Below are 26,188 nucleotides of genomic sequence, written 5' to 3'. Positions count from 1 at the left end.
TCAGCGTCTCTTCAGGTAACCGCTGGTGGAGCTGCGGCGTTGAGGGGGTGGTGCTGCCGGTCGCGGTTGCACGACCGCAACAGTGGATTGCGGTGCCGGTTGAGCAGCAGCTGGTGTTTTCACAGCGGTGACGCGTTCACCTTGAACCGGTTTGATGCCCAAGGCGTCGTCGAACAGACCCGACTGCGCCAAGGACTGCCGCACCCGCTCCCAGTCGTGTTCCTTGTAACGGTTGAGCCCGAGGTAATGCGCCATGGCCAGGCAGTACACCATCAGGTCCAAGGCTTCGTTTCGTTCGGCTTTTCCCTTGACCCATTCGATACGCTTGTGACCACGGATGTAGCGCGCAACCTTGCGTTCCGCGACGCACTGGTCGAAGAAATCGTCGGGCAGGTCATTGGCAAAGTGCAGTGCACCTGGCCCTGTGTCGAACGGATAGCGGTTGTAAATCCAGTCCTTGGCCGTGTCGGTACCGACGAACCAAAGCTCGGCGCCATTGCGTTCGGTCTGGCCTTTCCAGGTTACGTCGACCATGGAAGGACGCTGAGCGATCACCGGCTTGCCCGGTTTGCTCGCGCCCTTGATGGCGAACACATTGCGCCAGCGCCGCACGCGGCAGAACTGGTAAACCTCGTCGGTGTGGTGGCCACCGGAGTCGACCGCGACGGCGAGAATCCCCAAGCCCACGCCACACGGATGGCGATATTTGGCTTTGAGCAATTCGTCCAGTGCCGCCCAGGTGCGCTCGTCAGCGGGATCGCCCGAAACGATCTGATAGTCGACGACCCAACGTTCCATGCCGACGCCCCAACCCACCGCCATGAATTCCAGGCGGTTGGCCTGGACGTCGACGGAGCCTGTGATCATCAACACGGCCGCTGGCAGCGAACCGAGGGTGAAGTCTTCCAGTCGCGCCCGCTGCCTCAGCACATCGGCTTTGGTTTGCTCTTGAGCTGCGTCCCAAACCTTGGCCAGACGGGTGTTGTAGAACACCTGCATCGGTTCAAGATCGCCCTTCGCCTGCGCTTTTTTCGCCTTCTCGAATTGCTTGGCCAGCGACTTCCAGTCCATCCAGCCGAGCGGCGAATAGAGCGCGTTGAGGTGAAAGCCAATCGTCTCACCGTCGCCTTCCGCATGGGCACGCCATTCACCCTGTGCGAGCATTTCACCCTTGTGATATTCCTCTATCAGAACGTCGCAGTCGGGGCCGGCGCACTGGTAATGCACCACGCTGTAATCTTTCGAGTAATGCAGGCGCTCCCATTCAAGGGTCTGCATGTGACCACAGCTCGGGCACGGCACGTAGTAGTAACGCTGGTCGCTGCCGTCGAACAGATCGTTGATCCGTGAGGCGCCCTTGATGGTCGGCGAGCTGGAAAAGTAGAACTTCGCGTTGCGCCCAAAAGTACTGCCTCGGGTTTCGGCCAGTTCAATCGGGTCACCCTCTTCACCGATGTCCACTTCCCAGCGATCGATCTCATCGCCATACACGTAGCGCGCCGAGAGCTCGGCCAGGTTGGCCGCCGAGCCGGCAGTCGTGACGTACAGCGAACCGCCTTCGAATTCCTTGGTGTCCATGGTGTTGCGCGAATCCCGGGATCGGCTGGACGCTACTCGCTCACGCAGTACAGGCGTGGCCTTGATCGTCTTGCTGATCCGCGACGAGACCCGCTTGGCCAGGCCAAGACTGGGCAACAATGTCAGGATGTTGGACGGCGCCATGTGGATCAGGCCGCCAATCCAGTTCAAGGCAATCTGCGTTTTCATCAGCTGCGAGGCCACCATGGTGACCACGCGTTTGCAAGGGTGCGCCGGCGACAGGCAACGCATGGGCTCGCGGGCATACGGCGTGCGCGAGGTGCGGTACTTGCCGGGCTCAGCGGCGCCGGTGTCACGCGGGATCCGCATGTACTCGTCGGCCCACTGATCGATCCAGACATCCGGGTCGGGCCGTAGCCCACGGAAATACTCCTCGCGATACACCTCTGCACCGTCAGGAAATTCCGTGGACATAGGCTTAACTCGTGGTCAGTGCGTGTTCAAGGTCCGCCGACGACATGCGTTCAGCGTCTTCCAGGGAGCGACGAATCGCCGCCGTCAGATGCTTTTCGATTTCCCAAGGGTCGGTCATAGACGCCAGCTCGGGAGCGAGCTGGGGAGGCATGCCAAGCAGTTGGTCGCGCAGCATGCGGCCGGCGTTGTAGGCACCGGTTTTGACTGTTGCCAGGGCGACCAGCGAGCCCTTTGCTTTGTGCAACTCGATCTCGGCAAGCTGGGCCAGGTTGTGTTCGCGCAGGGCCCGGGCCTTCTGAAAATCGGGCAACTGCCCCGCAGGCATAATTGCGGGCGGCGGCGCAGCCGTTGAAGTCGGCTCGACGTGGCTGGCGAGCTGGCTGTAAACGTCACGCTGAAGCCGGTCTTGGTGATGGCGATCGGCGACAGCGGCCTTGCTCGGGTCAGCGGTGTCGCGAATCAATGCTTCGCTGGCCGTGACATCGACCTGTTTACCGTCAGCGGTGAGCACCAATCGGTTGTTGTTTTTCAACCAGGTGATGTAACTGGGCGCCCTGCCGATTCGAGCCGCGAAGGCGCTTTTAGACAGGTACATTGGTTCTGTCATAAGCCCTCCTTTTCAACGGCTTTTCAATGGAAACCTTTCAATTTCAATGGATTGAATTTCAATAAGCTGGTGACCCTGCCGCTAACAACTTCCCGCGGGTTTCCGACCCCGTACCCCTTGGATAACCCCAGGGTCCCCGGCAGTTTTCGGCGCCCCCGGCGCGATTCGTCACCCCTGCTCGCCGCTGGCAGGTGGTACTTCGCAGACGCCCAGCCGCTTGGCGGCCCAACGTTCGTAAAGGCCGATGGCAACATCGGCGCCGGCCATCGCCGTCAGGCAACCCAACGCGCCCGCCGTCCAGATCGACATGCCGGCGGCGATCATCAGCATCATCGCCGACACGCCGCAGACAATGCAGGCACCAGATCGCAGTGCCAGGCGCCGCAACAATGCCCAGCCCCGCGCCCCGTCCTTGTCGGCTCGCCACATCTCACCGGACACACCGCCGACCAGAGCCAGGACGATCACTAACCAGATCGGCATCTCTGCCAGTGCTTGTTGCTCGTTCGTCATCGCCCTACTCCATAAATGCAAAAACCCGGCGCAATGGCCGGGTTTGGTGTGTGGTACCTGCCGCTCTCTGCGGTCGCACCTATCGAAGATGGGTACTTTTTACAGGTGGATTCCGGTGGCAGCAAGTGAGTTTTAATGCCATGGAGCAATACGGGTGCAACGTGGGTGTGACGCAGGTACAACAGAGGTACAACGCATTCAATCGGCTATTGCTTCTGGTGCCCCGTCCTACCTTTCCCACCATGCAGAGTCGAAGTAGGACAGCTACAGGCGCCTAAATTCGGGGCGCTGCCCTACTGTCCTACCTTATTTAACTTTCTCTTGTGTATAGAGAGAAAACTAAAAGCACGCGTGCGCGCCATCGGCGCGACTACGTGCCCGCTATGCTCACGTGTGCATGGGGCGGGCAAAGGTTGGACAGTAGGACAGCCCAGCAACGGCGCGGCCTGCACTTGTCCGACTGCTCTAAATGGCAGTCGGACAAGGCCGGACAGTAGGACAGAGGCACGCGGAGTGATACCAGGGGGTCACGCAGCTTTCCCCATCAACATGCCAGCAATGTGCAGGTGCGCTTCGTGCAGACGCTGGTAGTAGGTATCGCGGCTGCAACCGCAGTGGGTGTACTTCTGCGACAGGAAGCTTTCGTGGTTGCAGTAGTGCTCCCACACCACCACCGACAGCTGCGCCGGCAGATGCTTGTTCACGATCAGTTCGATATCCGCCGATTCATCCAAAAGCACCCGACTGCCGCGAGTACCACGTATCAACTCGCCTTTGCACTCCATCAACATGGCGATCATGTTGCCGCCAGTCGATCCGCCGTAGGTTTCAGTCATCGGCGAATGCAGATCCTGCGCCCAGAGCTTGAGCATCTCATCAATGCGTTTAATCAAAGCACGGCTCCTCTACCAGGGTCGGCTGCAATACAGACGCACGCCCCCAAGTCCCAGGCTTCTGATAGGCCCACTGCCGGATACCGCTCTTTGCCAAAGCCGGCATGCGCTTCTTTCGCCAGCCCAATCGATGCATGATCGCACCGACTCGCATCTGCTCCGGCTTGCCCCAATGGCCGACATCCAACTTGAGCGCCTGAGTCAGAATTTCGTTACCGGTGGCGGTTTCGCCTATCTGCGACTCCTCCAGCCAGGTCAGGATCGGCCCTTCCCACTCGTCCACAACGAAGCGCTCATCCTGTGCTTCGGCGAACATCCAGGATTCGTCTTTCGTCACCCACCAGATATCGCCGGCCTCGAAGCAGAACACCGCCTCTGCCCACAACTGGTCGCGGATCTCACGCAGCTTTTCCAGATCGACCTTGTTGCAGAACACCGGCCAATACCGCCGGTTACCCGTGGCGTCCTTGAGGTATTCCTCTTGGTTGGTGGTACCGACGAATACACACTGGCGTGGCACGTCATTCGTTCTGCGGCCGTAGCTCTCACGGTAAGTGTCGGTAGACGCGGAGAAGAACTGTTTGGCCTTGGTGCTTTCGGCCTTGTTAAAGCTGTCCAGCTCCCCCAGTTCGACGATCCATTTGCCACGAATCGCCTGGAAGCTGTCCTTGTCGCCGAGGGCAAAAGGCGTGTCCATAAACCACTCGCCACCAAGGATGCCCATGGCGGTGGACTTACCCTCACCCTGCCCACCTTCGAGGATCATCACCGAGTCAGCCTTGCAACCAGGGCGCATCACCCGAGCCACCGCCGAGATCGGCCAGCGCTTACCAACTTTGGCCGAGTACTCGCTGGCCTGAACCCCCAGTATTTCGGTCAACCAGGATTCCAGCCGAGGTACGCGATCCCATTCCAGCTTCTCCAGGTATTCACGCACCGGGTGAAAAGCATGGTCGTGAGCAACCACACTGACCGCCTCGATCACATGGGACGCCTTGACCCGCAGGTTGTATTGCTGCGCGAGCCACTTCATCACCCGCATGTCATCAATGTCAGCCCAGTCGCCAGCGCCGCCACCAAAAGGTGCGGACCGCAGCTTGACGATTTTGGAGCTGAACACGCTGTAACCGATGACACCGGCCCAGCGTTCGTCGTTGCCCAGGATCAGCTCGACGTTCTGCATATGCGCGATCAGGGAGCCGTTTTCAGTGCGAGCCAATTGATCTTTCCAGCCACCCGCTGCAGGAGGTTTGACCACCGCCAATACTTGGCGACGGACAGCCTCCAAGCCTTCGGCAATATGCAGGTCGTTGAAGTCGGTCCACTTGATTTCGCGGTCACCCGAAAAGACTGGCGCGACCACCTGGCCCCCGACGATCAACGCGGCGTTGTTGGCCTTTTCCTCACCCGGGTTCCAGGGCTCGTTATTCGGACGCTTGGTTTTCCAGTCATCATCCCGACAGAGGATCAGCGGGCAGCCAGGAAATCGCTCGCGCATTGCCTTGGAGACCGGCAGCAAGTTGCCCGCGTCAAAGGCAATAGCAACGGTGAGCGATGTCGCCATGTGCAGGCTAGCGCCCGTGGCATATCCCTCACATACCAGCACCGGTTCGCCCGGTTCCGGGTGAGGGCCAATCAAATGGAAAGCGCCCTCTTTCGACATGCCGTAGGGCCAGTAGGCTTTGTCGCGGCCAGTGTCTTCTTGCTTTGCTGGGAAGATCACCTGCAAGCCAACGATCTGATCCCGCACGTTGCACATAGGCACCAAAAATGCGCCGGTACGTGGCGCATAGCGAACCTTGAATCCAACAATCTGTTTTCGATCCAGGTAGGCGCTCTTGCCCTTTTCCGGCATACGTTTGAACAGGCCGGCTGCACGATTGGCCGCTCGCCGTGCAGCGTTGGCTGCGATCTCTGCGGCCTTACGCTTGGCTTCTTCTTGACGGGCACGCATAACTTCGCGTTCTTCCGGACTCATGCGCCCGGCTTTCACCTTGATCTTTTGCGATTCGCCCGAACGCCAGTCACCGAAGCTGCCGAAGATCAGCGTTTCATTTTTCTCGGTGCGATGCTCGTGGACAACGTACCAACCGTTCTTTTCCTTGCCCTTGTCCTGAGTGGTTTTGCAGCGGGTCAACTTGCCAAAAATCAGCGGCTGCTCAGGCTCAAGCCCATAGTCTGCGAATTGCCCCAAAACCTCATCGAGCATGGCGGGCCTCCCGCGATTCGTCGATGGACCGGCAGATCACACACAGAGTGCAGCCCGGTAGTGCGAGTCGACGTGCTTCAGGGATAGGATCTCCGCAATCCTCGCAGAAAAGGAAAGAATGCGCCGCCGCAGCGGGCTTGGCGGCATTTCGCGCAGCAAGTGCCTGATCAAGTCGTTCCTGCACCAGGTCATTAGCAAAATCTGCAATGTCAGCCACGTTCAACACCCCGCGTCGTCTGGTTGACGTAAGTGGCGCGGTTGAACATCCCCAGCAAACCTTGAATACCGCGAAATACCTGCAGGCGAATCGCGGCCAGTTCTTGGTCCGTCACCACACCGTCGCCAATACTCTTGGCCCAGGTATCCGCCAAATCAGCGACCTGTCGAAAATACTCAGCAATGCCAGTGGTCAACGTTTCAGGCATGTCGTTGGTGTACGCCTCGGCCAACTCCTGCCAGGTCGTATCCCCGACCAACGCGTGTACAGCATCCAGAATGCGGCGGTCCTTGGTCAGCTCCAGGATCTCGCCGAACTCCTGAATGTTCACCGTATGGCTGGGATGGGTGGGAGACAGCTTGTGCTGCAGCGTGGTGGCGTTTCTGCCGGTGGTGGCGGCAATTGCAGCGGCGCCGCCGGGGTAGTCCCGCGCAGCATGGTAAAGCGCTAAATCGAGCGGCAGAATTTCCCGCTGCGCTCGTTCAACAGAACTCAGAGCGATTCGGCTCATGGCATTAATCCTTAAGGTTGCCAGTGCCGCGCGACATGCAGTGGTGATACATTTGCCGCGTGGCTTGAAAGGGCCCAAACGCCGGCTAGATCTTCAGGATCGACACCGGCACCGTGCCGAGGCAAACGATCCGTCGTTCGCCTCTGGCGCAACAGCTGCCCAATCTGTGGTGGAAAAGGCAGCAACACCAAGGCATCCGTGCCTTGGAAAGCGCGGTAAAGGTCGACGGTTCGCATGTGGTGTGCCCGCCTATCTTTATCGCGTCCCGACAGCGCTGTGGTGGTGCGTGCCGGGAGGAACTGGGCGGCCCTTGGGCCGCCTTTTTTCTATCTACTTATGCAGCGTTAACAGTCTGACTCGAGTCAATGACACCGAAGTGCTCCAAAACTTCTGCAAGCGAAACGCGGCCTTCACTTTCCCGTGCCAAAGACTTGATCAACGAAACGCTAGGGTCTTTGCTCGCATATTTGATGTGCAGTCGCAAATAGCTTGTGGAAATCCTGCAGCGTGCGGCATAGGCAGAGACAGCCTTAGGTTCCATTTGGTGAATGTATTCGCGCAGCTTCATGGTATGTACCTCCAGCAACAAAAATAACCTCATAGGTTATTTTTTGCAATACCAAGAAGGACATTCACCTGAAGGGTTAATCGCGCAAGAATCACAGAATGAAAATCTCAGATACCAGATTACAAAATTTTCGAAGAGTCATAGCTGACCGAAAGCTACGGCTGACTGATCTCGCCGATATGCTAGGCAAAGCTCCTGCCCAGGTCAGTGCGTTCGGGGGTAAGAACCCAACGAAGGGGATAGGCGATCAAATTGCTAGGGAAATCGAGAAAGCGCTGGACCTCTACAGTGGATACCTCGATATGCCTTATGGGCTTAATGAGTTCAACAATGCCACTATGCTCAGCCACACTGGACGTAAGCTGCCAGTCATTGGATCAATTGCTGCAGGCGCTTGGTGCGAATCAAAAGGAAGTTTCGACTCAATAGAAGCGGAGGAATGGATTGATGCACCAGGACCAGTCGGTCCACGAGCATTTATTCTTCGAGTCGAAGGGATCAGCATGGAGCCAAAATTTATCGAGGGAGACAAGATAGTTATTGACCCATCTCTAGACGCGCTACCTGGTCACTTTGTTGCAGCTAAGCGCTCAAGCGATCAAGCTGCAACACTTAAACAGCTCAAACAAGAGGGTAACGAACAATACTTGTTCGCCATTAACCCCGACTGGCCCGAAAGAATCATACGAATGTCCGAAGAGTGGACAATCTGCGGAAGAGCCCGATGGAAAATTTCTGATCTTTAACAGGCACATTACATTCATATCGCGACATGCCTGATATCGATACTTGACTCTCTAACTAACCATTCGAAACAACCTCGCGAGGCAACAGAGCTATTTCGCCGAGAAAAAGGTACGTATGTATCACCGCCAACCTCGCCTCTTGAGTTGTAACATCAACATGAACCCCTTTACATGTCTTCTCATAAATGGCATCCAACCTTGCAGCAATGAATTCTAGCTCTGAGCTTAATATCGCCTCATTACTACTGCTAGACGTGCGTTCAGACATATACGCTAAAAGACGATTCTTATATTGTTCTTCACCAACCTTTCTAGGTTTGCCCTTGGAATCGACCCAATCGGTAGTAGATGCGGGAAAAAGTGAATCAGCAACAGTCATCAGCAAACGTCGGCATGAGGTGAGTGCGGCTGTACGCGACTCGACCGAGTTATCCGCGATACGCTCATTAATAGCCACTATCTTCTCAGCAGCCTTTGGACAGTTTGCCCGTACAAACCCATCAATCTCTTGCCTAGCACTTTCAAATATATCCTGCGCCGCATCACCTAACTCAAGAGCAAGATACATATCAGTTGCATAATTATGCAGACCTGCGATCAACGAAACAAATAAAGCCTTAATATTCGAATAAGTATCCTTGTTTGTTCTTTGTATTTTTAGCTGATTATTTAACATCATCTCAGTAGCATTCTTCGCCCCAAAACTTTCAACTGCGCCAACCGCAACCGGCGAGAAACTATCTAGACTAATCTGCGCCCCATAAACACTAGCTTCTATCTCGGTTAAACTTTGCGCTCTAAAAGTCCCTTCAACCTCATTCAGCCTTCCTGAAGAAACAGCATATACCCTGCAACTTCCGAGGCTCTTGAAGTTGAATGCTGCTGGATATCCTTTGGTTTCACAGTCCAGCCAGAGCTGAGCGTCAGTATCACGCATCAGTCTTGCCAACCTCTTAGCTCGCATCAAAATTTTGTCGATCGAATGAGAAGATGTCTCTAGATCCTCTAGAAGCAAAACAGCTACCGAGCGCGCTTCACTTATCCTTGTGCCTTTATTTGTCATTTTTTCCTCAAAACACGAGATGAATAGAAAATTTAAACCATCATAATGCCAGCATAGGAAAACAAAAAACAGGAGCGCACCGCACAGAAAAAACACCAAAAGGATTATCATTTCATTGACAAATATACCTTTTGGGTTAATTTTACCCTCACTCTTCCACCACAGAGCGAGGCAACACCATGCACACCACAGCCACCCTGCACGTCCACCCGACCGCTGCTGACCCCTTCCGCATATTCGAGATTCGCCGCTTAGCCCGCGAATGCGGCTCCGCATTCGTCGCCACCAAAGCAAAGCTGAACACTCGTGCAGCTCCCGCGCCGATTGATCCGAATAGCGGAGGGCACGCAGCATGAGCAAGTTCAAACTCGACAATCGCACCCTCCAACTGCTCAATGCCCAGGTCAACCTGACCGAGACGTTCAACCACGTCTTGAGGTCGGCTCCCAAGCGAGAGGCTCTGGCGTTCCGCCTGAAGGTTGAGCGCAGCACAACCGCCACCCACTTCACCATCGAGCTGGGCAGCGAACGCCACTCGTTGACCCTGAAGAACGAAAAAAAGATGCACCTCAAGTTGGCCGACTTCATTGAAGAAATCGCCAACGGTCCGGCCGACGCCAGTAGCTCGGCTGAGCTACTGATGCTCCCCCACGCGAGCCGGCAGTACGCCCGGTTCGATGTCGAGAACAGGCAGCGAGTCTTCGAGTTAGTTCGCACCGGTGGTTCCCTGAGCCTCGACATGGGCTTTGAGCTGCCAATCCATATAGCGATCCATCGAACCCAAACACGCACTGGCATCACCACCATCATGAGCATCGGCGTAAAACGCCCGCGCACCAAGTGCTTCACCGTGTGCGGTACAGATGCCGAGATCTACGAAAAGGTTGCCGAATCCATCAACCACCTGGCTGCCGTGGCGACTCCCGCCGCGCATGCAGCCTAAGGAGGGTCCGTGGATCGCACCCTCGCCCAAACCGCCAAACACCTGGGCATCACCCGCCCCAAGCTGATCAGCCTCATGCGAGAAAAGTCGCTGCTCAATATGCAGAACCTTCCAGCCTTTCCGAACCGGGATCGCGAGTATCTGGGCGTCAAAAACGGCAACTGGTACCACGAAAAACTCGGCATGCAGTACAGCCAGTCGACCCGGGTGAAGCAAGCCGGCATTCGATGGCTCGCCGAGCAGCTGGGGCTGAACCTGCCAGCAATCCCGGCAGATCATCGTGACGTGGCCTAGGGAGTACGCCCGCCAGATCATCGCAATGAGTACCCGCGAGGAGCGCAACGCTGCGCTCCTCGAAGTACCAGAGCATCTGCGGGAGTTGACCAAACGCCACTGCCTGAACGCTTGGAATCACCCATCAAGACTTAAACGCAAGGAGGCCGAGCACCACCATGAGTAACGTAAACCAAACACCGCTACGACTACTTCCCGCACCGGACAACTCCACTGTTGAGATGCTGCACCAGCTCTTCGGCGACGTGCTTATCCCCCTCGAAAAGCTGCGCGTGCACTACTTCAAGAACCTCAATGAAAAGACGTTTACAGAGGCGATCAACAGCGGGCGGATCCAGCTCCCGGTGACCACCATCGACGAAAGCGTAAAGGCTCTGCGGTATGCCCATATCAAGCACGTTGCCGCCCTGATCGACATCCGTGCCTACAAGGCTGACGAGGACATGCCTCGTCCACAAAGCGAATCCAGCTAGCACCACCCACTGAATGGTTGCCACCACCAGCCAACAACGCTTCAAGGAGCACTCCACATGACCGCAATTCAGATTTGTGCACTAATCGTTCTAATCGTACTTGTCGGCCTCACCTACTGGGCTGGCTATCGCGGCGGCCTGATCGATGGCCGCCTCGAAGGAATCGACGAAGGCAAAGACATTCAACAGTCTGACAACTCGGAGGCAATCCAAAACCTGAGGCTCTCGCTTGACCAGTCCCGTGATCACCACAAGCAATTGTTCTCCCACTACGAGCGTGCGTTAGCCGCCTCAAAGTTGGGAGAACCAGCACGCCTAACCCTGTTGGAAATTGCGGAAAAACTGCGAATCGCGGCCGAGACATTCAGCGCATTCCGCACAGGTAAAAAACTCGAAAGCGACACCGTTGCGCTCCGCGAGCAAGCACTCGCCATAGCCGCTCTCCTGGAGCCAGAAGTACAGGAGAACGCGGCATGAATCACCTTCCCCCAATGTTGCGCCTCACACCCCAGGCAGCCGGCGAGCTGCAGCAGCAATGCGCGAAGGTGACAACCGACCTATGGGAGCTAACGCGACTTCGCAAAGAATTCGACCGCCAGCTGGCCGTGCTGATCGGCAATGACGCCCTGCGCAAACTGCACAAGGATACCAAGAGCGCGCTGTTACTCGCGGACCTGATCAAGGAGGCTGCATGAGCCAGATTCTCGCCACCACCGAAGCACGGCTCACGCTTCACCAGCACCTGATGGACCAACTCGCTATCGAACACCGGAGGAAAGCGGCATGAAGAAGGACCTGCATACCCCCCAAACATCGACCGCTTTGCTCTGCAACGCGAATGGTGCCGACGCACAAGAAACAAAGAGTCTCTGCTGCGCAGCAGCAGGCATTATTGCCCCTCTCACCGCCACCGCCGATGGGCTTATACCCCACGAAAAGCTGCGCGAGGCAGCCACACCTGATGCAACGCTGATCGCTCAGACTCGCCCGCCCGCGCAGCCTGTCGTGGGGTATAAAGCCCTTCTGCTTGATCAAGACGCTTCGAAGCAAGCACCCGTCAATGCCGCTCAAATTGATGAACGCGCCGAGATCGAGAAAGAATTCCCAGTCCCCGAAGGCGTGCAGTACTGCCGACAACGCGGGACGTACATTAGCTCACCAGGCGCGGGTACATCCGATACGTTCGCCCGCGAGCTTTACGCGTATAGAGCAGGCTTTGCTGGATGGATGCGTCGATCTTGGAAACGCGCCGTTTTGGATACCAAGATATCTATGCAAGACCATCTGGCCATGAAAACGTATCTGGAGGAAGCATGAACACTCTCTTTCTACTCATGGCCCAATATGACGGCCAGGCTGTGATTCCGCTGGATCGTGTATGCACTGATTATATGCACTTAACCATTGAAAAATTCAAGCGCAAACAACTGCTTGGAGAAATAGACATCCCGATAGTTAGACTAGGCACAGCCACACAAAAAGCTGCATTAGGAATACACATCAAAGATCTAGCGATCTACATAGACAATCAACGAGGCAAAGCCGTTTTAGAGCAAGAAAAACTCATGGGAAGAGCATAATGATTAAGTGCTCGGGAAAACTCTTCCCGAGCACATTTTTATATATTCAAATAGAAATATGCTCAAGACATTTAACAGGTAACGCGAAACCCATCGAAATTTCGAATTCACTAAGAGCTCTCATATAAATAGGCAGCCCAGCTAAATCGTTTTTACCGGTGTCTATAACCCCATCAAAGTAGCTTGGTGAATACAGGCCATAATTCCCACTCCATATTGCACGCAGGTATGTTATCCACTTCGCTGATTCTAGGTCAGTTTTTTCCAGACGGGATTTTGAATTTAAATACGTTGCAATTGAGCTTTGCGGCATCCACTCCCCAATAAAATCGTTAAACGTGATTAGTTCACCTATCATTTTTTTCTTTGCTAATGCCACAATATTTGCGGAAAAGAAACTCGCATTTCTCAAATACAAATCAGAAGCACTGCAACAAGATCCTCCGTCAGAGTGCAGTAACAATTCGTTATCAGCAAAACCGAACGTAATACCTGCTGCCTTAGCTTCTCCTCGCATGTAGATTAGGTGCGCAGCGCGATATGATAGCGGAAGCGCATATTCACTACCTTGCTTACGAGACCCCAACTTTATATATGTTGAAACCGGCTGCCCACCTAATAATTCTAACAACGACGGACTGAAGTTAACATTACCCTCAAGAGGCACCTTGAGATATTCTGCCGATATGTGCTTGACACCTACATTTCGGGCCAAGGCCAATAGCCCATCAAAATTATCTTCGTGACCTGGTATTATTGGTTGCATCCGAAAACAAACCGGAACATTGAGCGCAGACAACCTCTCCGCAGCCTCCGCAATATCGCGAATAGGTGGACATCCTTTATCTATTGACGCTCTTAAATTTTCAGAAACCACAGTCGTTGAAAACCGAACGTAACCATTAGATTCACTTAGCGCATCCGTGTACTCGATAGTACCCGGAAGGCTACTTTTTGTGCTGATTATAAATGGATAGTCGTACTCATTGAGAATACGTATGTATTGGAGCGTGCGCCTCTCTTTCAGCTCAATTGGAGAAAACGGGTCAGCCATCCCTCCCAACTGAAAGGGGATTCTCATTTGAATAAACTCATCGAGCGCAGAACGAACTACCCCATCAGCAACTCTTTTGAGCCGTTTTTTCAACCGCTCTGGGTTGGCTATTTGTAATTTCTCATCACGCCCATATCCTTCACGAGTACGAGCAAAGCAATACCCACAACTAAATTGACAATGATTGTAACTATCAAGCCTCAAAGGAGTAGCGCAAAAAGCCAACTGACTAGTTATTGCGGCGGAATATTTATAAATTTTTCTCATCGCACAAAATTCGCAAGCCACATAATAGCATTTGCCAACCATGGAGCATATTTTTCTAGCCACGGCACAAGATAAACAAGGCCACTAACAACATGCTGAACAAAAACAGCGATAAACGCCAAAAGGCTTAACAACAGGAAAAACCTAATACAGTTTCGCGCCCATTTTCTCGAGTTAGAATAACGCCCAAAAATCTCCCAAAATATGGCTCGCTCGGCATCTTTATCTGCCTCCCCCTCTCCCAACCTTGGCATTCCAAGTGAATAAATCTTCCCTTCTACGCTCATATAATAAATCGTTTGCTCCGTACCAACCTCCGGATTATTCTGAGGAATGACAAAATCTCTCGAGTGCCTCGTTAAATACTGCTTACTATTAAGCCTAGAAATAAATTTTTGTAATTCTGCCCCCTCCTCAACTAGATCCTTTGCCAACCAAGAAACCCAGCGCTTGTCATGACCATAGCTTGAGTAATCTGAAAATTTGTTATATTGCTTGATAAACGCAGGGCACCGCACCACATAGATAACAAAAGAAATCAAAAAGAAAAACGATGAAGCCCACAACAACAGCCAATTAAATGGCAACTTGAGCGCTAAATTATAAGTCGCACCACTTATATTTATCGGAATATACTCTGGCAGCTGACTAAGAATCCCCGCCAAAATAGGAACAATTGAAAACCACATTGTCAAATATCGAAATACCGTAATCTGATAAAAACTTTTGTATGTTTCCCAGCGCGGAGTATTAAGCAATTTCATTAGACTCACCCCAAACCCCTATAAGTAAACGAGCAACTTTACTGGCATAATACCAGCTAACATCTGCAATTACCTAGTCAATATAGACAACCATTTCCAACTTAGGTAGATATCACCCCTCCCTCGTAAGTGTGTATATCGCCTCAATGAGTTCCAATCACGATGCCCCGAAACACTCGACACCCTCGGGATGTCCCAGTCCATCTCAAACAGTCGACTGACCCCTTCGTGTCGCAGGTCATGGAAATGCAGGTCTTCAATGCCTAGCATCGGGCAGGCCCGCGTGAAGGACGCTGACACTGATCTGGCATTGTAGGGAAAGATCTCCCTCTCCACCTTAGGCATCGACTGAAGAATCGCCCACGCCTCATCTGGCAGATGACACCACACGTTATTGCCAATCTTCTGCCCGGGGTTTTTCATGTCCCGCACTAAAACCGCCTGCCGGGTTTCGTCGAGATCCTCCCAGCGAATCCGCGTGATTTCTTCCTGCCGGCGCGTCGAAAAGAGCGCAAAGGCGATCAGCTTTGGCATGTCGATCTGGGCTTTACGCCGCGTCTGCATTTCAAAGTAATGCGCCATCAGCTTGTCCAGCTCCTCCAGGGTCGGCCGGCGGTTGCGCTCCTTGCTTTTGCTGACCATGCCTAGCTTGCGCAATACTTTGCGCGCATCCGACATGGCCAGCGCATCCACCTCATATCCCCAGGCCGGCCGCGCCACCGAAAGCACCGCCCCTAGGTGCGACAGGTCGTTCCCCACCGTTTGCGCCTGGACACCACCACCTGCCTTGCTCATTCGCCATTGCGCGAACTCCACCAGCTTCTGACTGGTCAGGGCCGAGTCATCGAGCTCACCCAGCCAAGTGTCCTTGATGGCGTTCAGCGTTGCCTTCTTGGTTTTACCCAATGGCCGAATCTTTTCGTACTCGTCCAGGTACTGCTCGATCATCTTCTTGATCGTCACACCCTTGCGGTTCGCGCGCGCGATGGCACCAGGTTCCGCCAGCTCCGTTTCGCGCCGCTTGATCCAGGCCTGTGCCACCTGCTTGCGGTCGAAGGTCTGGCTTTCCTGATAAACTGTCTTCCCATCCCGATTGATCCGAATCTGCGCCGTGTAGGCCGTCGAGTTGTCCTTGCGCTTGCGTGATGTGATCGTGCCCATTTCCAGTTGCTACATTGCCGAATTCGCTTGCTACATTGTAGCAACCGGCTTCAGAAAACAAGGAAAAATGGGTAAAAACCGCTGTATAAAAGATCAGTATCAATGAACTTCGAAAAACCTGAAGCGCCCGTAAACACTAGCCCCGCCCGTTCTGAGCCATTCCGCCGCTTCAGTGTGGCGCCGATGATGGATTGGACCGACCGCCATTGCCGCTTCTTCCTGCGCCTGCTGTCGAAAAACGCCCTGCTCTACACAGAAATGGTCACCACCGGTGCCCTGCTCAATGGCGATCACGAGCGTTTCCTGCGCCATGACGAGGCCGAGCACCCGCTCGCCTTGCAGCTTGGTGGTAGCGTCCCTCTGGACCTGGCCGCGTGTGCACGCATGGCTCAGGAGCACGGCTACGACGAGGTGAACCTGAATGTCGGTTGCCCGAGTGATCGGGTGCAGAACAACATGATCGGCGCGTGCCTGATGGGGCATCCGCAGTTGGTGGCCGATTGTGTGAAGGCAATGCGTGATGCGGTGTCGATTCCGGTGACGGTGAAGCACCGCATCGGCATCAATGGGCGTGACAGCTACGAGGAGCTGTGTGATTTCGTCGGCACGGTTCGCGAGGCCGGGTGCACGAGTTTTACCGTGCATGCGCGGATCGCGATTCTGGAGGGGTTGTCGCCGAAGGAGAACCGTGACATTCCACCGCTGCGTTATGACGTGGCGGCGCGGTTGAAGGCGGATTTTCCGGACCTGGAAATTATTCTCAACGGCGGGATCAAGACGCTGGAAGCCTGCCATGAGCATTTGCAGACGTTCGACGGCGTGATGCTCGGCCGCGAGGCTTATCACAATCCTTATGTGATGGCCGAAGTGGATCAGCAGTTGTTCGGCAGCACGGCGCCGGTGATCACTCGCGCCGAAGCACTGGCGCAGTTGCGGCCTTACATCGCCGCGCACATCGCTGCGGGCGGCTCGATGCACCACATCACGCGACACGTGTTGGGGCTGGGCACCGGTTTTCCGGGGGCGCGCAAGTTTCGGCAGCTGTTGTCGGTGGATATCCACAAGGCCAAAGATCCGTTGGCCTTGCTGGATCAGGCGGCGCAGTTGCTTGAAGGGCGTTAAGCGCTGATTGAGCACCAGGTTGCAGCTCACGCAACCTGGTGCCGGTGTTCAGAGCGCCGCCGCTTCAGTCCAGTTGACCCAACCGAATACCCACGTCGCCAGAATCAGCAAGCCGAAAACAATTCGATACCAGGCGAATGCGGCGTAGCTGTGGCTGGCGATGAACTTCAGTAAACCGCGTACCGCGAGCATGGCGAACACGAACGCCGTCACGAAGCCCAAGGCGAAGACCGGCAAGTCGCCGGCCTGGAACAGGTCCCGGTATTTATACCCGGAATAAACGGCGGCGCCGACCATGGTTGGCATCGCCAGAAAGAACGAGAACTCAGTCGCAGCCTTGCGTGACAGACCAAACAGCAGCCCGCCGATAATGGTCGATCCCGAGCGCGAAGTGCCCGGTATCATCGCCAGGCATTGCGCGAAACCGACTTTGAGGGCGTCGGTCCAGCGCATATCGTCGACGTGGTCGACGTACACCACATGGTCGCGGCGCTCAGCCCACAACATGACGATGCCACCCAAGACCAGCGCCACCGCTACAGTTATCGGGTTGAACAGGTATTCGTGAATTTTATCGGCGAACAGTACCCCGAGAACAACGGCAGGCATAAATCCAATCAATAGATTCAAGGTAAAACGTTGCGCATTCCGCTGGGTCGGCAATCCACTGACGATTTCGAGGATCTTGCGCCGGAACTCCCAGACGACGGCCAGGATCGCCCCTAGTTGGATAATGATGTTAAACGCCATTGCTCGCTCACCACCGAAATCGAGAAAGTCCGCGACAATAATCTGGTGCCCGGTACTTGATATGGGAAGAAACTCCGTGAGTCCCTCGACTGCCCCTAAAATCAAAACCGTTACCGTAGTCCAAAAATCCATTAACCCCCCGTGTAGACCCTCGCGACTCTCGCGTGCAAGGTCTGTTGACCATTCGAACATTAGGCGAAAGAAATAGTAAAACGCATCAAGCCGCGCATTAGAACCGCTTGTTATTAAATGTCCAGCCTCCGCAGCTGTAATCACGAAGTTATATACAAGTTATTAAAGGGTATATCGCTCTCCGAAACTGCATGAGCCCCCTCCATCGACATGAGATTTTCAAGGCCTGGTGAACTTTCGACAGAAAACAAAAACCGATAGAAGCGCTAGCCACACGTACAGCTTATGGGTTCGTGAATCCGGGATATCGAGAAAAAAGATGGCATAATGCTATGCCATCATATCGTCCGGAGTGTCTCAGATGATTGACCGCTCCATTCCTCTGGAGAGCAAACGATCACGTCAGATTCATCAACAATGTTAGAAAAACCGTGTCGACCACTTCAAATTCCGGTGAAATGTTACCAATTGTCAGTCACAAATGAGAATCGGTGCTTTAACATCCAAACGTCAGCACCCAGCCGAGTCAAAGCATGATGCTTACAGGTAACAAAACCACCTCAAACCACAACCATGCAAGGGAGCAGACAGGGATTCTCACCATTGGGCGGACCCATATGTTAGCTGAGGATTTCCGTGAGTTAGTCGCCAGTCACGCAGGCAATGAAGTACCCGTCGATGCAACGTGCTACAGCAACTCATTCAATAGGAATATCCACCCGGAGTTGTATCGAGCGGTCTTTATCGTCGTTGACAACCCTCAGGCGTTCATTGAAAGCATTGCATTGATCGAAGGCCTGCGCGCCAACAATATGGCGTCAATAATTTTTGCAGCGATCACCGGATCAGGCACTTACAACAAGATGAAGTACTATCTTGCCGGTGCGGATTACTGCGTAAAATTCAGCAGCGCTCCTGACGATAACGTCCAGGTATTTTCCGATTTTTTTGGTAGTCAGGAATGGCAGTCAAAGGACAACCTGCTTCTCGACCCCACGCGTATGTGCCTCATCGGAGATGATAAAAAACTTGATGTATCGTTTGCAGAAATGAAAATTCTTGAAGCTTTTTCTGAAACGAAAAACCATATATTGAGCCATGACGAAATCGCCAGAGCCATGGGCCTCAATATTAATTTTTATGACCCGAGAGCCTTGGAAAAATCGATCAGCCGCCTTCGCGGCAAAATAAAAGGCATGTATGGCACCAACGCCATTCAAAGTATTCGCGGGTATGGATATCGCTTAATCAGGGGTTTGATTTCTTCCACCTGATTATTTATGCAACGGAGTTATTGCATTATGAACGCAACCGAATGCGTGCCTCGCTTCGACCGTGCGAATCAGTATTTGTCTCGACAACTGATTCTTACACGCGATGACCGCCCATTTGGCAGCGAGATCAGAGTAAAAACCGACGACAGCCAGTTCCTGTCCACTCTTGCATCTTACGCACCAGCAACGCATCAGATGAGCAGCATCTACAGTGAAGCACTGATGCAGACTCGGCTGATTGCCTTCTCATTAAAAGAGCGCAACGCCTCTAGCGAAAACAAGTATTTGAGTCGCCGATTTGTTTGTATCGAACAGTCAGCGCTCATCAATGCTGCCCTCACCGAAGAGCTGATCCAGTGCAACGAGGCCCTGCGCGGCTTTGGTCAGACACTGGTGGTCGCACTCAATGAGCTACCTTTTCCAGCGGTCAACTTTACCGACAAAAAGAAAATCATCCATAACGTGTATCTATTGAAAGATCACGGTATCGAAATCGCATTCGACGGTTTCAACATTCACGACGAAAGTATCGAGATCTTTACAACCCTGAATCTATTCGACTATATAAAGATCTCTGTTTCCACCTTAGACTTGAGCCTCAAACTCACGGGCAACCCAGAACTATTCAATCGACTCTACGAGCGTATGACCCTGCAGGCTCACAATACCAAAGTCAGCTTTATAGCGGACAGAGTAGAGCATGCTGCAAGCCATGTATTGGCGCGAGCCTTGCCCTTCGATTATTTCCAAGGGAGCCATTACTCCCCTGCCGACAACCTTTAAACCAATACCCAGGCGTGCAATTCAGGAGAGAGACATGGAAAGCGGTACAAACCTCCCGAGAAAATACTTTGTAGTAGTCACTCATAGCCCCGCGCTACAGTTGGAACTGGAGACGCTACTCTCCAGCAAGCGATATAACTCGTTCGGTACGTCACAAGCCAAGATGTTTGTAGAAGGCGTGGCCCCACCATCCTCCGCCCCTAAGCTTATGGAGTTTATTTTCCCGCACGTGGACAGAATGATCTCGCCTGTTATCAAGCATGATACACAGCGCATTCTTTCGACATTCAAGTCCGAGTGGCAAGCGGCTCAACCCAGCCCTCTAATTAACAACATCACCTCTATCGCAATTGAACCCAAGGACGCCACCAGGGAATTCCCCTCCAACCTGGTCGAGCCGCGCATTCCTCTGGCTGAAACCTGGCGATTTAGTAATGGCAGTGGCGCGTTGATCAAGGATGACATAGAGATTGTCTTGACTGGCCTGGAGGCCACATTACTCAAGAAGATGCTGCACCATGATGATCGCGTGGTCAGCAAAGACGATCTTATCCGCAGTATCGGAAGAGAGCCGGAAAGCTATCGCGGTCTCGAAATGTGTCTGAGCCGACTACAGGAGAAATTCAAAAGCGCCACAAATGGCGAACGGCTTTTCCGTGCAGTCAGAAACCGTGGGTATTGCCTGATACAAAAAATTGTACGCGGGAGAAGCCTGACCTGAACAATTAACATGGTCACAACGACAGTGCGCTATAAAAATAAAAAAAGCACACCCTCCAACTTTGTTACCTACCATTCCCTCCCTTAAGACACGCCCCACCCATCACAATTATCGACCTTTTCTAACACACCCTGCCTCCCCGCCATATTGGACTTCGACACTAACGCGTCGTTAGAAGTCGTCAGACAGCCCTCGCATCGATAACTTAATCTATTGACTGACGACAGCGCCGCCCCTTGGCGTTTCAGCTCGTCAACGCATGGCCCTCTTATAAGAATAATAACGCTGCCAGATCAACTTGGCTCTTGTCTGTCGACACGCAAATGGACGTATTTTGGGGATATCGCATGGTTAACAGTCTTCGTATCAATCGAAATACCACTCTCAAAGGATTGACCTTCTGGGGACAGTGGGTAGTTGGCCAGGGCTTTGCTGTTGCCCTGTTACTTTCATTGGTTTATTACCAAACAGGAGCGGTAGAATTTTATTATCGAGTATGCGCAACACTGACCGTACTTGCATCGGTTCCCGCTTATACATGGTGTGGTGTCTATGCAAAGAAAGACAATTACCTGGAGGGGCTGATCAGGCTGTTGATGGGTTGGTCAATGACGTTGGCGGCACTGGCTATTGTTGCTTTCCTCTGTAAGGCCAATGAACTGTTTTCCCGCCAGATCATTCTGGTTTGGGCGATCGGCAGTTATGTTGGCCAAGCGCTGTTGTATGTTCCCCTACAGGGCTTTTCGAAGTACTACCAACGATCACTTCAACGAGAGCGCAGAACGTTGATCGTCGGGACGGGTGAACTTGCCCTGGGACTGGCTAACAAGCTTCGTACCCTTGAGCATTTCCCACTGGTCGGCCTGGTGAGCTCCGATGCCACTTCCCGATTGGAAGTTGGTGCCCCCCCCATCGTAGGCCCGCAAGAGGAATTGTTGGAGCTGATCAAAACCCATGACATTCGACGCCTGTACATCACACTGCCCTTGAGTGAAGCGGTACAAATCGAAGCCATGTATGGCGATTTGCTGGATGCCCACGTAGATGTGGTGTGGGTCCCGGACTTGAACAGCCTGACCCTGCTCAATCACTCGGTCAGCGATGTGGACGGTCTTCCGGCAATACATCTGAATGAAAGCCCGCTGACCAGCCAACCCACCGCCGCACTGAGTAAAAGCCTGCTCGATAAATGCGTGGCGTTGATGGCGATTGTCGTTCTAAGCCCGCTACTGTTGGCCATCGGTCTGGCCGTCAAGCTCACCTCTCACGGGCCGGTATTTTTCAAACAGGATCGGCATGGCTGGAACGGCAAGGTTATCCAGGTCTGGAAGTTCCGTTCGATGCGCGTTCACGATGATGCGGAAGTCAAACAGGCCAGTCGAAATGACTCACGGATAACAGCCGTAGGGCGCTTTATCCGTCGAACCTCAATCGATGAGTTGCCGCAACTGTTCAATGTGTTGCAAGGCCATATGGCCCTCGTCGGGCCACGTCCGCACGCCATTGCGCACAATGACTACTACTCCGGCAAAATTCTCGCCTATATGGCCCGCCACCGAATCAAACCGGGCATCACCGGGCTGGCTCAAATCAACGGTTGCCGCGGCGAAACCGACACCATCGACAAGATGCAGAAACGCGTCGAGATCGACCTCAAGTACATCAACAACTGGTCGCTGTGGCTGGATCTGAAGATCCTGGTAAAGACGCCCTTCACCTTGCTGTCTAAAGACATCTATTGATGGCTGGATAGTCAGGCGCAGGCAAACATCAAGGGGACGCAAGTCCCCTTTTTCGTGGGCAAGATTCGGGTTCTGCCCCTCATCAACCTGTCGCGTCAAAACACCCCGGAGCTCATTTCAGCTCCGGGCACGGTCGGTCGAGGGGTGTTCCAAGGGGTGGGAATCGCAACGAACGCTGCGATGTTTGCTGCTCACGGTACAACCACTAACACACGTTCGCTTGCGGTAGAACGTGAAGCGATCTACAGCGCTTGTCGCCCTGCAGATCGCCTGTGGTCACTCAGTGATTTTCTCGAAGTTGCGATAGAACAGATCACTGTCACGGCTGTCGGTCATCGCCTGCAACGAGTAACTGCGATTGAGTCTCGCACCACCATCGCGGGTCAATGGCGACCAGACGATGTTGGCGCGGCGCATGGTCGACATGCTCATCATCTCGTCGAACGGAATGGACATGTAAATACCCTTGTCGAAACTGCCTTCGCCGTACTCCGCACTGGTCGCGGTGGTCAGTGTGACCCAGGCGCCAAATCGCACACCATTGGCGAATTCCCGTGACAGGTCGACCGTGCCTCCCCAGTCCCGCGCCAGGTAACGCCCGACGCTCACAGCCGCTTGGGTATCGAAAGGCAAGTCGGTATAGCCTGTGACGTGGCCGGTAACGGTCGAGTAGTCACGCAGGCCGAAACCCTGATCAAAATTGCGCTGGCGAACAAAGTTCAGGTCCGCACCGACAGACCAACGCTGCCCCGCCGGACGGAACAACACTTCACCACCGACACCGGCAAACATCGATTCCAGATAACCGCCGTAAACCATCCCATACAAATCCTTATCCAACTGTTTGGCATGGTTTAACTGGAAGGTCGGCATGGTCACGTCGGACGTCGTCAGATACTCGCGCAGGTCAGTGCGCACTCGCGGCAAACCACTGGGTGCGTCGTAGGTAAAGTGGTCGTAGTTGTTCACCAGATTGACACTGAGCAGGCCGCTCCACCAGGTATTGCGCGTGAAGCGATACTCGGCATCCGCATCGGCAGTCAATTGATACAGCAACCCGTCAGGACCACCGATATTCTGTTTGTAGCCCAACCCGATGCCATAGTTGAACGGATCGCGCGCCTGCGTGTATAGCGTCGTTTCCGTGTGCGGCATCGCGGCATTGACCTCCGTCGTGCGGTGCAGACTTTGCAGTGGTTCCTCATTGTTGACCACTTCGCGAAATGTCTGGCGCGGTACGCTGGTTTCTTCCAAAGGCATGTCGTAGCGCTTGTTCACCAAAGTGAACCAGTCGATGTCGTCGTTGACGCTGTTGTCCAGAATCCGGCTGGCGCGACCGACGGCTTTTGCCGAGTGGAAATAATTCGTCTGCTCGCCATATACAAACAACTCCGGGCCACGCTGGGTAATGCGCTCGACTTTGTAGCCGGCATTTTTCTGCAAGCGACGGGATACATCGGCCCAGTTGACCTGGTCCGGCGCGGTAGCGGGAGCCTGTGCGGGAAGGCGTTCTGCCGGTGGGTCGTAGGTCTTGGCCGGCGCCTTGCGGCTGACGAAGTTGGTGTGCAACGTGATGCCGAACATCGCGGTGTTGCCGCGCTCCCAACCTGCGCTGAGGTCCACCGAATCAGTCAGCTTGAAAACCGCGCCGATGTTGATCGGCGAGTCCTGCTTGATCTGATTATCCTTCGGCTCATTCTTGTAATCGTTGCCTTCATATTCGAGTTTGAGGCTGAGCGGGTCCCACGGCGTCTGGTAGCTCACGCCGCCAAACAGTGAAGGTCGTCCGCGAAAATAGGCATTGGTATTGACGTCACCGGTTCCGTCGCTGTCTGGCCGGGTCTTGAAACGATCGTCGACCCAACCGGCCGGGTTATCGAAATCTCCCCGGTTGCCCAGGTAACCCCAGGCCACGCCGGCGCTGAAATCGAAGTCGTCATAGCGTTTGTTGGCAACCAGGAATTCGCTGGAGAACAGACCGGTCCCCCCCACGTCGCGGAAACCCAACGCCAGCTCGGGAGCCCAGTGGCTTTCTTGCCACAGGCGTACCTTGACGTCCACGGCCTTGTCTTTATAGCTCTGGTCGCCACTGAGCGACTCGGGGCCGTACTTGCGATTGGTGATCGCGGTGTAACGAAACGAGCCTTCGAGCCAATCGAATGGCTGCAGAGAAATGCTGTAGCGACTGTACGGGTCTGTGCGACTGGCATTCACGCTCAACTCGCCCGCAGGGGCCATCCGCGCCGTCGGCGTCTGCAACAGGCCCACTCCGCCGAAATCATTTTGAGTGAAGCGTGGCTCGGCATGCGCCAGACCACAGGGCAATAACAACACGGCTGCAAAACGTAAACTCAAGGAACCACCTCAGCCAGTTGTGTGGCAAGAAATTCAGCCAACTGCTGATTCAGTTCAGGTATGGGCGGATTTAGATCATCGGTTCTGACGGGAACCAGGATTTTGCTGCCGGCGGCAGGCACCTGGCCGCTCTCGCGATTCCAAGGAGCAATGCCGACACGTCGGGTGACGCCATCGGGCTGAATGAGCCAGAGGTAATCGGTATCCGCGTCGGCCAGCGGTGCACACGACTGCAGGTATTCCCGCGCCTGTTGCATGGCGCGATGTTCGAGCCGGCACGGTTCTGCCACGGCGCCCAATACCTCGACCACACTGGGTCGCGACGGATAGATCAGGCTGTCGCCGTCATCGAGGCGGAAGTTGCGCGCGAACCCGACCTCGATTGCGACCGGGTCCAGAATGGCAACCTGGCGTCCCGTGACCGGCATGTGGCTGACTTGCTCGTACAACTTCAACGCCAATGCAGCCCGTTGGGTTTGTTCGAAGAGCAAAGCGGTTCGTTGCAGTACCTTCAAATCGAACAGGACACCGGCCTTGAGCCGAGTCTGCTCGTCGAGCAATGGCTGGCGTAGCCAGGCGGCGGCCAGCCAGTAGCTTTCAGGATTGGGTTGCGCGGAACGGATCACATCCAGCACGCGCGCCCCGGATGGCAGGTCGACCGCCCCCGGGTTGCGCACATCACCACTGACGGACACCGCTGCCGCACTCACACTGCTGCTAATCAACAGCAGGCTCGTCCATAACACGGCGGAAAACTTCAACGGACAACCTCACGCTCAGCGGTTAACCGAACGATCTTCACCCGCAGCTGCTTCGTCAACTGTTGCTCACTCTGCAGGATGAAACCGTTGTCCGGATTGACCCAGTAATGATTGGTCGCGTGCAGGCCTATAGCCGGTGCATCAATATGCTCATCGACACGCAGCAAAGCGTATTCCTTGTCCAGAATCCTGATGGTTTCCATGGGCTGGCGCGTAAAGCGACTGTTCAACACCACACCCGTTTCATAGCCTTGATACAGATCGATAAAGCGCTGGCTGCTGTAGCCATCGGGCAACCGGTGGAGCCCTTGCTTGAAGGGGGAAACGGCGGCAAAACGAGTGCCGTCCAGGTCGCCGCCCAAGCCAAGGCCGACGCTGCGCACCGCAAGCCCGTCGCGCAACAACAGCACCTGCTTGCCGGAGGCGACCCAATACTGCAAATCGCCTCTTTGGCGCACCATTGCCAACACCCCTTCGCCGGAAGGGGTGCTCAACTTGATCTGGGGATACCGGATCGCAGCCACCTGGTCTGGTGTCACGTCCAGTTCGTCGGGCCCGCTGACCGCCCCTTTCAGGTTGGTCAGCGTGGCCGTCATCAGGGGATTGCATCCGCACAACAGCAACGCCGCCATCAAGCAGACGCTAACATTCAACGTTCTCACAGTTGGACCA

At 54.4% G+C, this 26,188-nt stretch carries 29 protein-coding genes; 13 read left to right on the top strand and 16 right to left on the bottom strand.

Features of this window, described 5'->3' with window-relative positions:
• The 8 genes from V6Z53_RS11975 to V6Z53_RS11940 form a co-directional block, all read right to left on the bottom strand.
• Window positions 1–2,013, bottom strand: a complete 2,013-nt coding sequence (locus tag V6Z53_RS11975) for a phage terminase large subunit family protein (RefSeq protein WP_338585707.1) — start codon at window positions 2,011–2,013, stop codon at window positions 1–3.
• A gap of 4 nt (window positions 2,014–2,017) precedes the next feature.
• Entirely contained in the window at window positions 2,018–2,620 is a 603-nt protein-coding gene (locus V6Z53_RS11970; RefSeq protein WP_338585706.1) for a terminase small subunit, read from the bottom strand.
• Between the two features lie 168 nt (window positions 2,621–2,788).
• The gene (locus V6Z53_RS11965; protein ID WP_338585705.1) at window positions 2,789–3,133 is read right to left on the bottom strand and encodes a phage holin family protein; all 345 of its coding nucleotides are present in this window, start codon (window positions 3,131–3,133) and stop codon (window positions 2,789–2,791) included.
• A 527-nt stretch (window positions 3,134–3,660) separates the two neighbouring features.
• Window positions 3,661–4,026 carry a hypothetical protein gene (locus V6Z53_RS11960; RefSeq protein WP_338585704.1) on the bottom strand — a complete coding sequence of 122 codons (366 nt, stop codon included), beginning with the start codon at window positions 4,024–4,026 and terminating at the stop codon, window positions 3,661–3,663.
• Entirely contained in the window at window positions 4,019–6,235 is a 2,217-nt protein-coding gene (locus V6Z53_RS11955; protein WP_338585703.1) for a VapE domain-containing protein, read from the bottom strand. The genes V6Z53_RS11960 and V6Z53_RS11955 overlap by 8 nt, the downstream gene beginning before the upstream one ends.
• On the bottom strand, window positions 6,225–6,452 hold the full coding sequence (locus V6Z53_RS11950; protein WP_338585702.1) for a TraR/DksA family transcriptional regulator: 228 nt from the start codon (window positions 6,450–6,452) through the stop codon (window positions 6,225–6,227). The genes V6Z53_RS11955 and V6Z53_RS11950 overlap by 11 nt, the downstream gene beginning before the upstream one ends.
• Complete coding sequence (locus tag V6Z53_RS11945) at window positions 6,445–6,963, bottom strand: phage regulatory CII family protein (protein WP_338585701.1); 519 nt, start codon at window positions 6,961–6,963, stop codon at window positions 6,445–6,447. The genes V6Z53_RS11950 and V6Z53_RS11945 overlap by 8 nt, the downstream gene beginning before the upstream one ends.
• Window positions 6,964–7,297: 334 nt before the next feature.
• On the bottom strand, window positions 7,298–7,531 hold the full coding sequence (locus V6Z53_RS11940) for a hypothetical protein (RefSeq protein ID WP_338585700.1): 234 nt from the start codon (window positions 7,529–7,531) through the stop codon (window positions 7,298–7,300).
• Window positions 7,532–7,629: 98 nt separating this feature from the next.
• Here V6Z53_RS11940 and V6Z53_RS11935 point away from each other — a divergent pair, with 98 nt between their 5' ends.
• Window positions 7,630–8,277, top strand: a complete 648-nt coding sequence (locus V6Z53_RS11935; RefSeq protein ID WP_338585699.1) for a S24 family peptidase — start codon at window positions 7,630–7,632, stop codon at window positions 8,275–8,277.
• Between the two features lie 55 nt (window positions 8,278–8,332).
• Here the strand turns inward: V6Z53_RS11935 and V6Z53_RS11930 are convergent, their stop codons facing one another.
• Window positions 8,333–9,340, bottom strand: a complete 1,008-nt coding sequence (locus V6Z53_RS11930) for a hypothetical protein (RefSeq protein WP_338585698.1) — start codon at window positions 9,338–9,340, stop codon at window positions 8,333–8,335.
• A 352-nt stretch (window positions 9,341–9,692) separates the two neighbouring features.
• Here V6Z53_RS11930 and V6Z53_RS11925 point away from each other — a divergent pair, with 352 nt between their 5' ends.
• The 7 genes from V6Z53_RS11925 (at window position 9,693) to V6Z53_RS11895 (ending at window position 12,630) form a co-directional block, all read left to right on the top strand.
• A complete protein-coding gene (locus V6Z53_RS11925; RefSeq protein WP_338585697.1) occupies window positions 9,693–10,283 on the top strand; it encodes a hypothetical protein in 591 nt (196 codons plus the stop codon).
• A 9-nt stretch (window positions 10,284–10,292) separates the two neighbouring features.
• A complete protein-coding gene (locus V6Z53_RS11920) occupies window positions 10,293–10,577 on the top strand; it encodes a phage antirepressor KilAC domain-containing protein (RefSeq protein ID WP_338585696.1) in 285 nt (94 codons plus the stop codon).
• Window positions 10,578–10,735: 158 nt separating this feature from the next.
• Complete coding sequence (locus tag V6Z53_RS11915; RefSeq protein ID WP_338585695.1) at window positions 10,736–11,050, top strand: pyocin activator PrtN family protein; 315 nt, start codon at window positions 10,736–10,738, stop codon at window positions 11,048–11,050.
• Window positions 11,051–11,107: 57 nt separating this feature from the next.
• Window positions 11,108–11,527 (top strand): hypothetical protein, encoded by a 420-nt coding sequence (locus V6Z53_RS11910; protein WP_338585694.1) that lies wholly within the window; start codon window positions 11,108–11,110, stop codon window positions 11,525–11,527.
• Window positions 11,524–11,745 (top strand): hypothetical protein, encoded by a 222-nt coding sequence (locus V6Z53_RS11905; protein ID WP_338585693.1) that lies wholly within the window; start codon window positions 11,524–11,526, stop codon window positions 11,743–11,745. Before V6Z53_RS11910 ends, V6Z53_RS11905 begins: the two co-directional genes overlap by 4 nt.
• Before the next feature lie 88 nt (window positions 11,746–11,833).
• Window positions 11,834–12,367 carry a hypothetical protein gene (locus V6Z53_RS11900; RefSeq protein ID WP_338585692.1) on the top strand — a complete coding sequence of 178 codons (534 nt, stop codon included), beginning with the start codon at window positions 11,834–11,836 and terminating at the stop codon, window positions 12,365–12,367.
• On the top strand, window positions 12,364–12,630 hold the full coding sequence (locus V6Z53_RS11895; protein ID WP_338585691.1) for a pyocin activator PrtN family protein: 267 nt from the start codon (window positions 12,364–12,366) through the stop codon (window positions 12,628–12,630). The genes V6Z53_RS11900 and V6Z53_RS11895 overlap by 4 nt, the downstream gene beginning before the upstream one ends.
• Window positions 12,631–12,676: 46 nt before the next feature.
• Here the strand turns inward: V6Z53_RS11895 and V6Z53_RS11890 are convergent, their stop codons facing one another.
• From V6Z53_RS11890 to V6Z53_RS11880, 3 genes are all read right to left on the bottom strand, one after another.
• Window positions 12,677–13,951, bottom strand: a complete 1,275-nt coding sequence (locus tag V6Z53_RS11890; RefSeq protein WP_338585690.1) for a radical SAM protein — start codon at window positions 13,949–13,951, stop codon at window positions 12,677–12,679.
• Entirely contained in the window at window positions 13,948–14,715 is a 768-nt protein-coding gene (locus tag V6Z53_RS11885) for a hypothetical protein (RefSeq protein ID WP_338585689.1), read from the bottom strand. The genes V6Z53_RS11890 and V6Z53_RS11885 overlap by 4 nt, the downstream gene beginning before the upstream one ends.
• A 69-nt stretch (window positions 14,716–14,784) precedes the next feature.
• The gene (locus V6Z53_RS11880) at window positions 14,785–15,876 is read right to left on the bottom strand and encodes a site-specific integrase (protein ID WP_338585688.1); all 1,092 of its coding nucleotides are present in this window, start codon (window positions 15,874–15,876) and stop codon (window positions 14,785–14,787) included.
• 102 nt (window positions 15,877–15,978) lie between these two features.
• Here V6Z53_RS11880 and dusA point away from each other — a divergent pair, with 102 nt between their 5' ends.
• Entirely contained in the window at window positions 15,979–16,998 is a 1,020-nt protein-coding gene (gene dusA / locus V6Z53_RS11875; RefSeq protein ID WP_338585687.1) for a tRNA dihydrouridine(20/20a) synthase DusA, read from the top strand.
• Window positions 16,999–17,046: 48 nt separating this feature from the next.
• Here the strand turns inward: dusA and V6Z53_RS11870 are convergent, their stop codons facing one another.
• Window positions 17,047–17,880 (bottom strand): undecaprenyl-diphosphate phosphatase, encoded by an 834-nt coding sequence (locus tag V6Z53_RS11870; RefSeq protein WP_338585686.1) that lies wholly within the window; start codon window positions 17,878–17,880, stop codon window positions 17,047–17,049.
• Between the two features lie 533 nt (window positions 17,881–18,413).
• On the opposite strand from V6Z53_RS11870, the gene V6Z53_RS11865 reads away from it, so the two are divergent.
• The 4 genes from V6Z53_RS11865 to V6Z53_RS11850 all read left to right on the top strand — a co-directional run bounded on the left by V6Z53_RS11865 (window position 18,414) and on the right by V6Z53_RS11850 (window position 22,400).
• A complete protein-coding gene (locus V6Z53_RS11865) occupies window positions 18,414–19,154 on the top strand; it encodes a winged helix-turn-helix domain-containing protein (protein WP_338585685.1) in 741 nt (246 codons plus the stop codon).
• 27 nt (window positions 19,155–19,181) lie between these two features.
• Window positions 19,182–19,937, top strand: coding sequence for an EAL domain-containing protein (locus V6Z53_RS11860; protein ID WP_338585684.1), 756 nt, complete (start codon window positions 19,182–19,184; stop codon window positions 19,935–19,937).
• Window positions 19,938–19,971: 34 nt separating this feature from the next.
• On the top strand, window positions 19,972–20,658 hold the full coding sequence (locus V6Z53_RS11855) for a helix-turn-helix domain-containing protein (protein ID WP_338585683.1): 687 nt from the start codon (window positions 19,972–19,974) through the stop codon (window positions 20,656–20,658).
• Window positions 20,659–21,005: 347 nt separating this feature from the next.
• On the top strand, window positions 21,006–22,400 hold the full coding sequence (locus tag V6Z53_RS11850; protein ID WP_338585682.1) for an undecaprenyl-phosphate glucose phosphotransferase: 1,395 nt from the start codon (window positions 21,006–21,008) through the stop codon (window positions 22,398–22,400).
• Between the two features lie 276 nt (window positions 22,401–22,676).
• On the opposite strand, the gene V6Z53_RS11845 is transcribed toward V6Z53_RS11850, so the two are convergent.
• The 3 genes from V6Z53_RS11845 to V6Z53_RS11835 are packed head-to-tail and all read right to left on the bottom strand — an operon-like array spanning window position 22,677 to window position 26,178.
• Window positions 22,677–24,755 carry a YjbH domain-containing protein gene (locus V6Z53_RS11845; protein WP_338585681.1) on the bottom strand — a complete coding sequence of 693 codons (2,079 nt, stop codon included), beginning with the start codon at window positions 24,753–24,755 and terminating at the stop codon, window positions 22,677–22,679.
• Window positions 24,752–25,516: a capsule biosynthesis GfcC family protein gene (locus V6Z53_RS11840; RefSeq protein ID WP_338585680.1), complete on the bottom strand. Its 765-nt coding sequence runs from the start codon at window positions 25,514–25,516 to the stop codon at window positions 24,752–24,754. Before V6Z53_RS11840 ends, V6Z53_RS11845 begins: the two co-directional genes overlap by 4 nt.
• Window positions 25,513–26,178, bottom strand: coding sequence for a YjbF family lipoprotein (locus tag V6Z53_RS11835; RefSeq protein ID WP_338585679.1), 666 nt, complete (start codon window positions 26,176–26,178; stop codon window positions 25,513–25,515). The genes V6Z53_RS11840 and V6Z53_RS11835 overlap by 4 nt, the downstream gene beginning before the upstream one ends.
• Window positions 26,179–26,188 lie beyond the last annotated feature (10 nt).

It is taken from the genome of Pseudomonas sp. MAG733B, from assembly GCF_036884845.1.
GTDB lineage: Bacteria > Pseudomonadota > Gammaproteobacteria > Pseudomonadales > Pseudomonadaceae > Aquipseudomonas.
Note: the sequence above shows the minus strand (reverse complement) of the source record. Positions and strands in the feature narration are given on the sequence as shown.

Coding starts and splice junctions, on each gene's coding strand:
- V6Z53_RS11975 (WP_338585707.1), bottom strand. CDS start 2,013: ATGTCCACGGAATTTCCTGACGGTGCAGAGGTGTATCGCGAGGAGTAT.
- V6Z53_RS11970 (WP_338585706.1), bottom strand. CDS start 2,620: ATGACAGAACCAATGTACCTGTCTAAAAGCGCCTTCGCGGCTCGAATC.
- V6Z53_RS11965 (WP_338585705.1), bottom strand. CDS start 3,133: ATGACGAACGAGCAACAAGCACTGGCAGAGATGCCGATCTGGTTAGTG.
- V6Z53_RS11955 (WP_338585703.1), bottom strand. CDS start 6,235: ATGCTCGATGAGGTTTTGGGGCAATTCGCAGACTATGGGCTTGAGCCT.
- V6Z53_RS11945 (WP_338585701.1), bottom strand. CDS start 6,963: ATGAGCCGAATCGCTCTGAGTTCTGTTGAACGAGCGCAGCGGGAAATT.
- V6Z53_RS11940 (WP_338585700.1), bottom strand. CDS start 7,531: ATGAAGCTGCGCGAATACATTCACCAAATGGAACCTAAGGCTGTCTCT.
- V6Z53_RS11935 (WP_338585699.1), top strand. CDS start 7,630: ATGAAAATCTCAGATACCAGATTACAAAATTTTCGAAGAGTCATAGCT.
- V6Z53_RS11930 (WP_338585698.1), bottom strand. CDS start 9,340: ATGACAAATAAAGGCACAAGGATAAGTGAAGCGCGCTCGGTAGCTGTT.
- V6Z53_RS11925 (WP_338585697.1), top strand. CDS start 9,693: ATGAGCAAGTTCAAACTCGACAATCGCACCCTCCAACTGCTCAATGCC.
- V6Z53_RS11915 (WP_338585695.1), top strand. CDS start 10,736: ATGAGTAACGTAAACCAAACACCGCTACGACTACTTCCCGCACCGGAC.
- V6Z53_RS11910 (WP_338585694.1), top strand. CDS start 11,108: ATGACCGCAATTCAGATTTGTGCACTAATCGTTCTAATCGTACTTGTC.
- V6Z53_RS11905 (WP_338585693.1), top strand. CDS start 11,524: ATGAATCACCTTCCCCCAATGTTGCGCCTCACACCCCAGGCAGCCGGC.
- V6Z53_RS11900 (WP_338585692.1), top strand. CDS start 11,834: ATGAAGAAGGACCTGCATACCCCCCAAACATCGACCGCTTTGCTCTGC.
- V6Z53_RS11895 (WP_338585691.1), top strand. CDS start 12,364: ATGAACACTCTCTTTCTACTCATGGCCCAATATGACGGCCAGGCTGTG.
- V6Z53_RS11890 (WP_338585690.1), bottom strand. CDS start 13,951: ATGAGAAAAATTTATAAATATTCCGCCGCAATAACTAGTCAGTTGGCT.
- V6Z53_RS11885 (WP_338585689.1), bottom strand. CDS start 14,715: ATGAAATTGCTTAATACTCCGCGCTGGGAAACATACAAAAGTTTTTAT.
- V6Z53_RS11880 (WP_338585688.1), bottom strand. CDS start 15,876: ATGGGCACGATCACATCACGCAAGCGCAAGGACAACTCGACGGCCTAC.
- dusA (WP_338585687.1), top strand. CDS start 15,979: ATGAACTTCGAAAAACCTGAAGCGCCCGTAAACACTAGCCCCGCCCGT.
- V6Z53_RS11870 (WP_338585686.1), bottom strand. CDS start 17,880: ATGGATTTTTGGACTACGGTAACGGTTTTGATTTTAGGGGCAGTCGAG.
- V6Z53_RS11865 (WP_338585685.1), top strand. CDS start 18,414: ATGATGCTTACAGGTAACAAAACCACCTCAAACCACAACCATGCAAGG.
- V6Z53_RS11860 (WP_338585684.1), top strand. CDS start 19,182: ATGAACGCAACCGAATGCGTGCCTCGCTTCGACCGTGCGAATCAGTAT.
- V6Z53_RS11855 (WP_338585683.1), top strand. CDS start 19,972: ATGGAAAGCGGTACAAACCTCCCGAGAAAATACTTTGTAGTAGTCACT.
- V6Z53_RS11850 (WP_338585682.1), top strand. CDS start 21,006: ATGGTTAACAGTCTTCGTATCAATCGAAATACCACTCTCAAAGGATTG.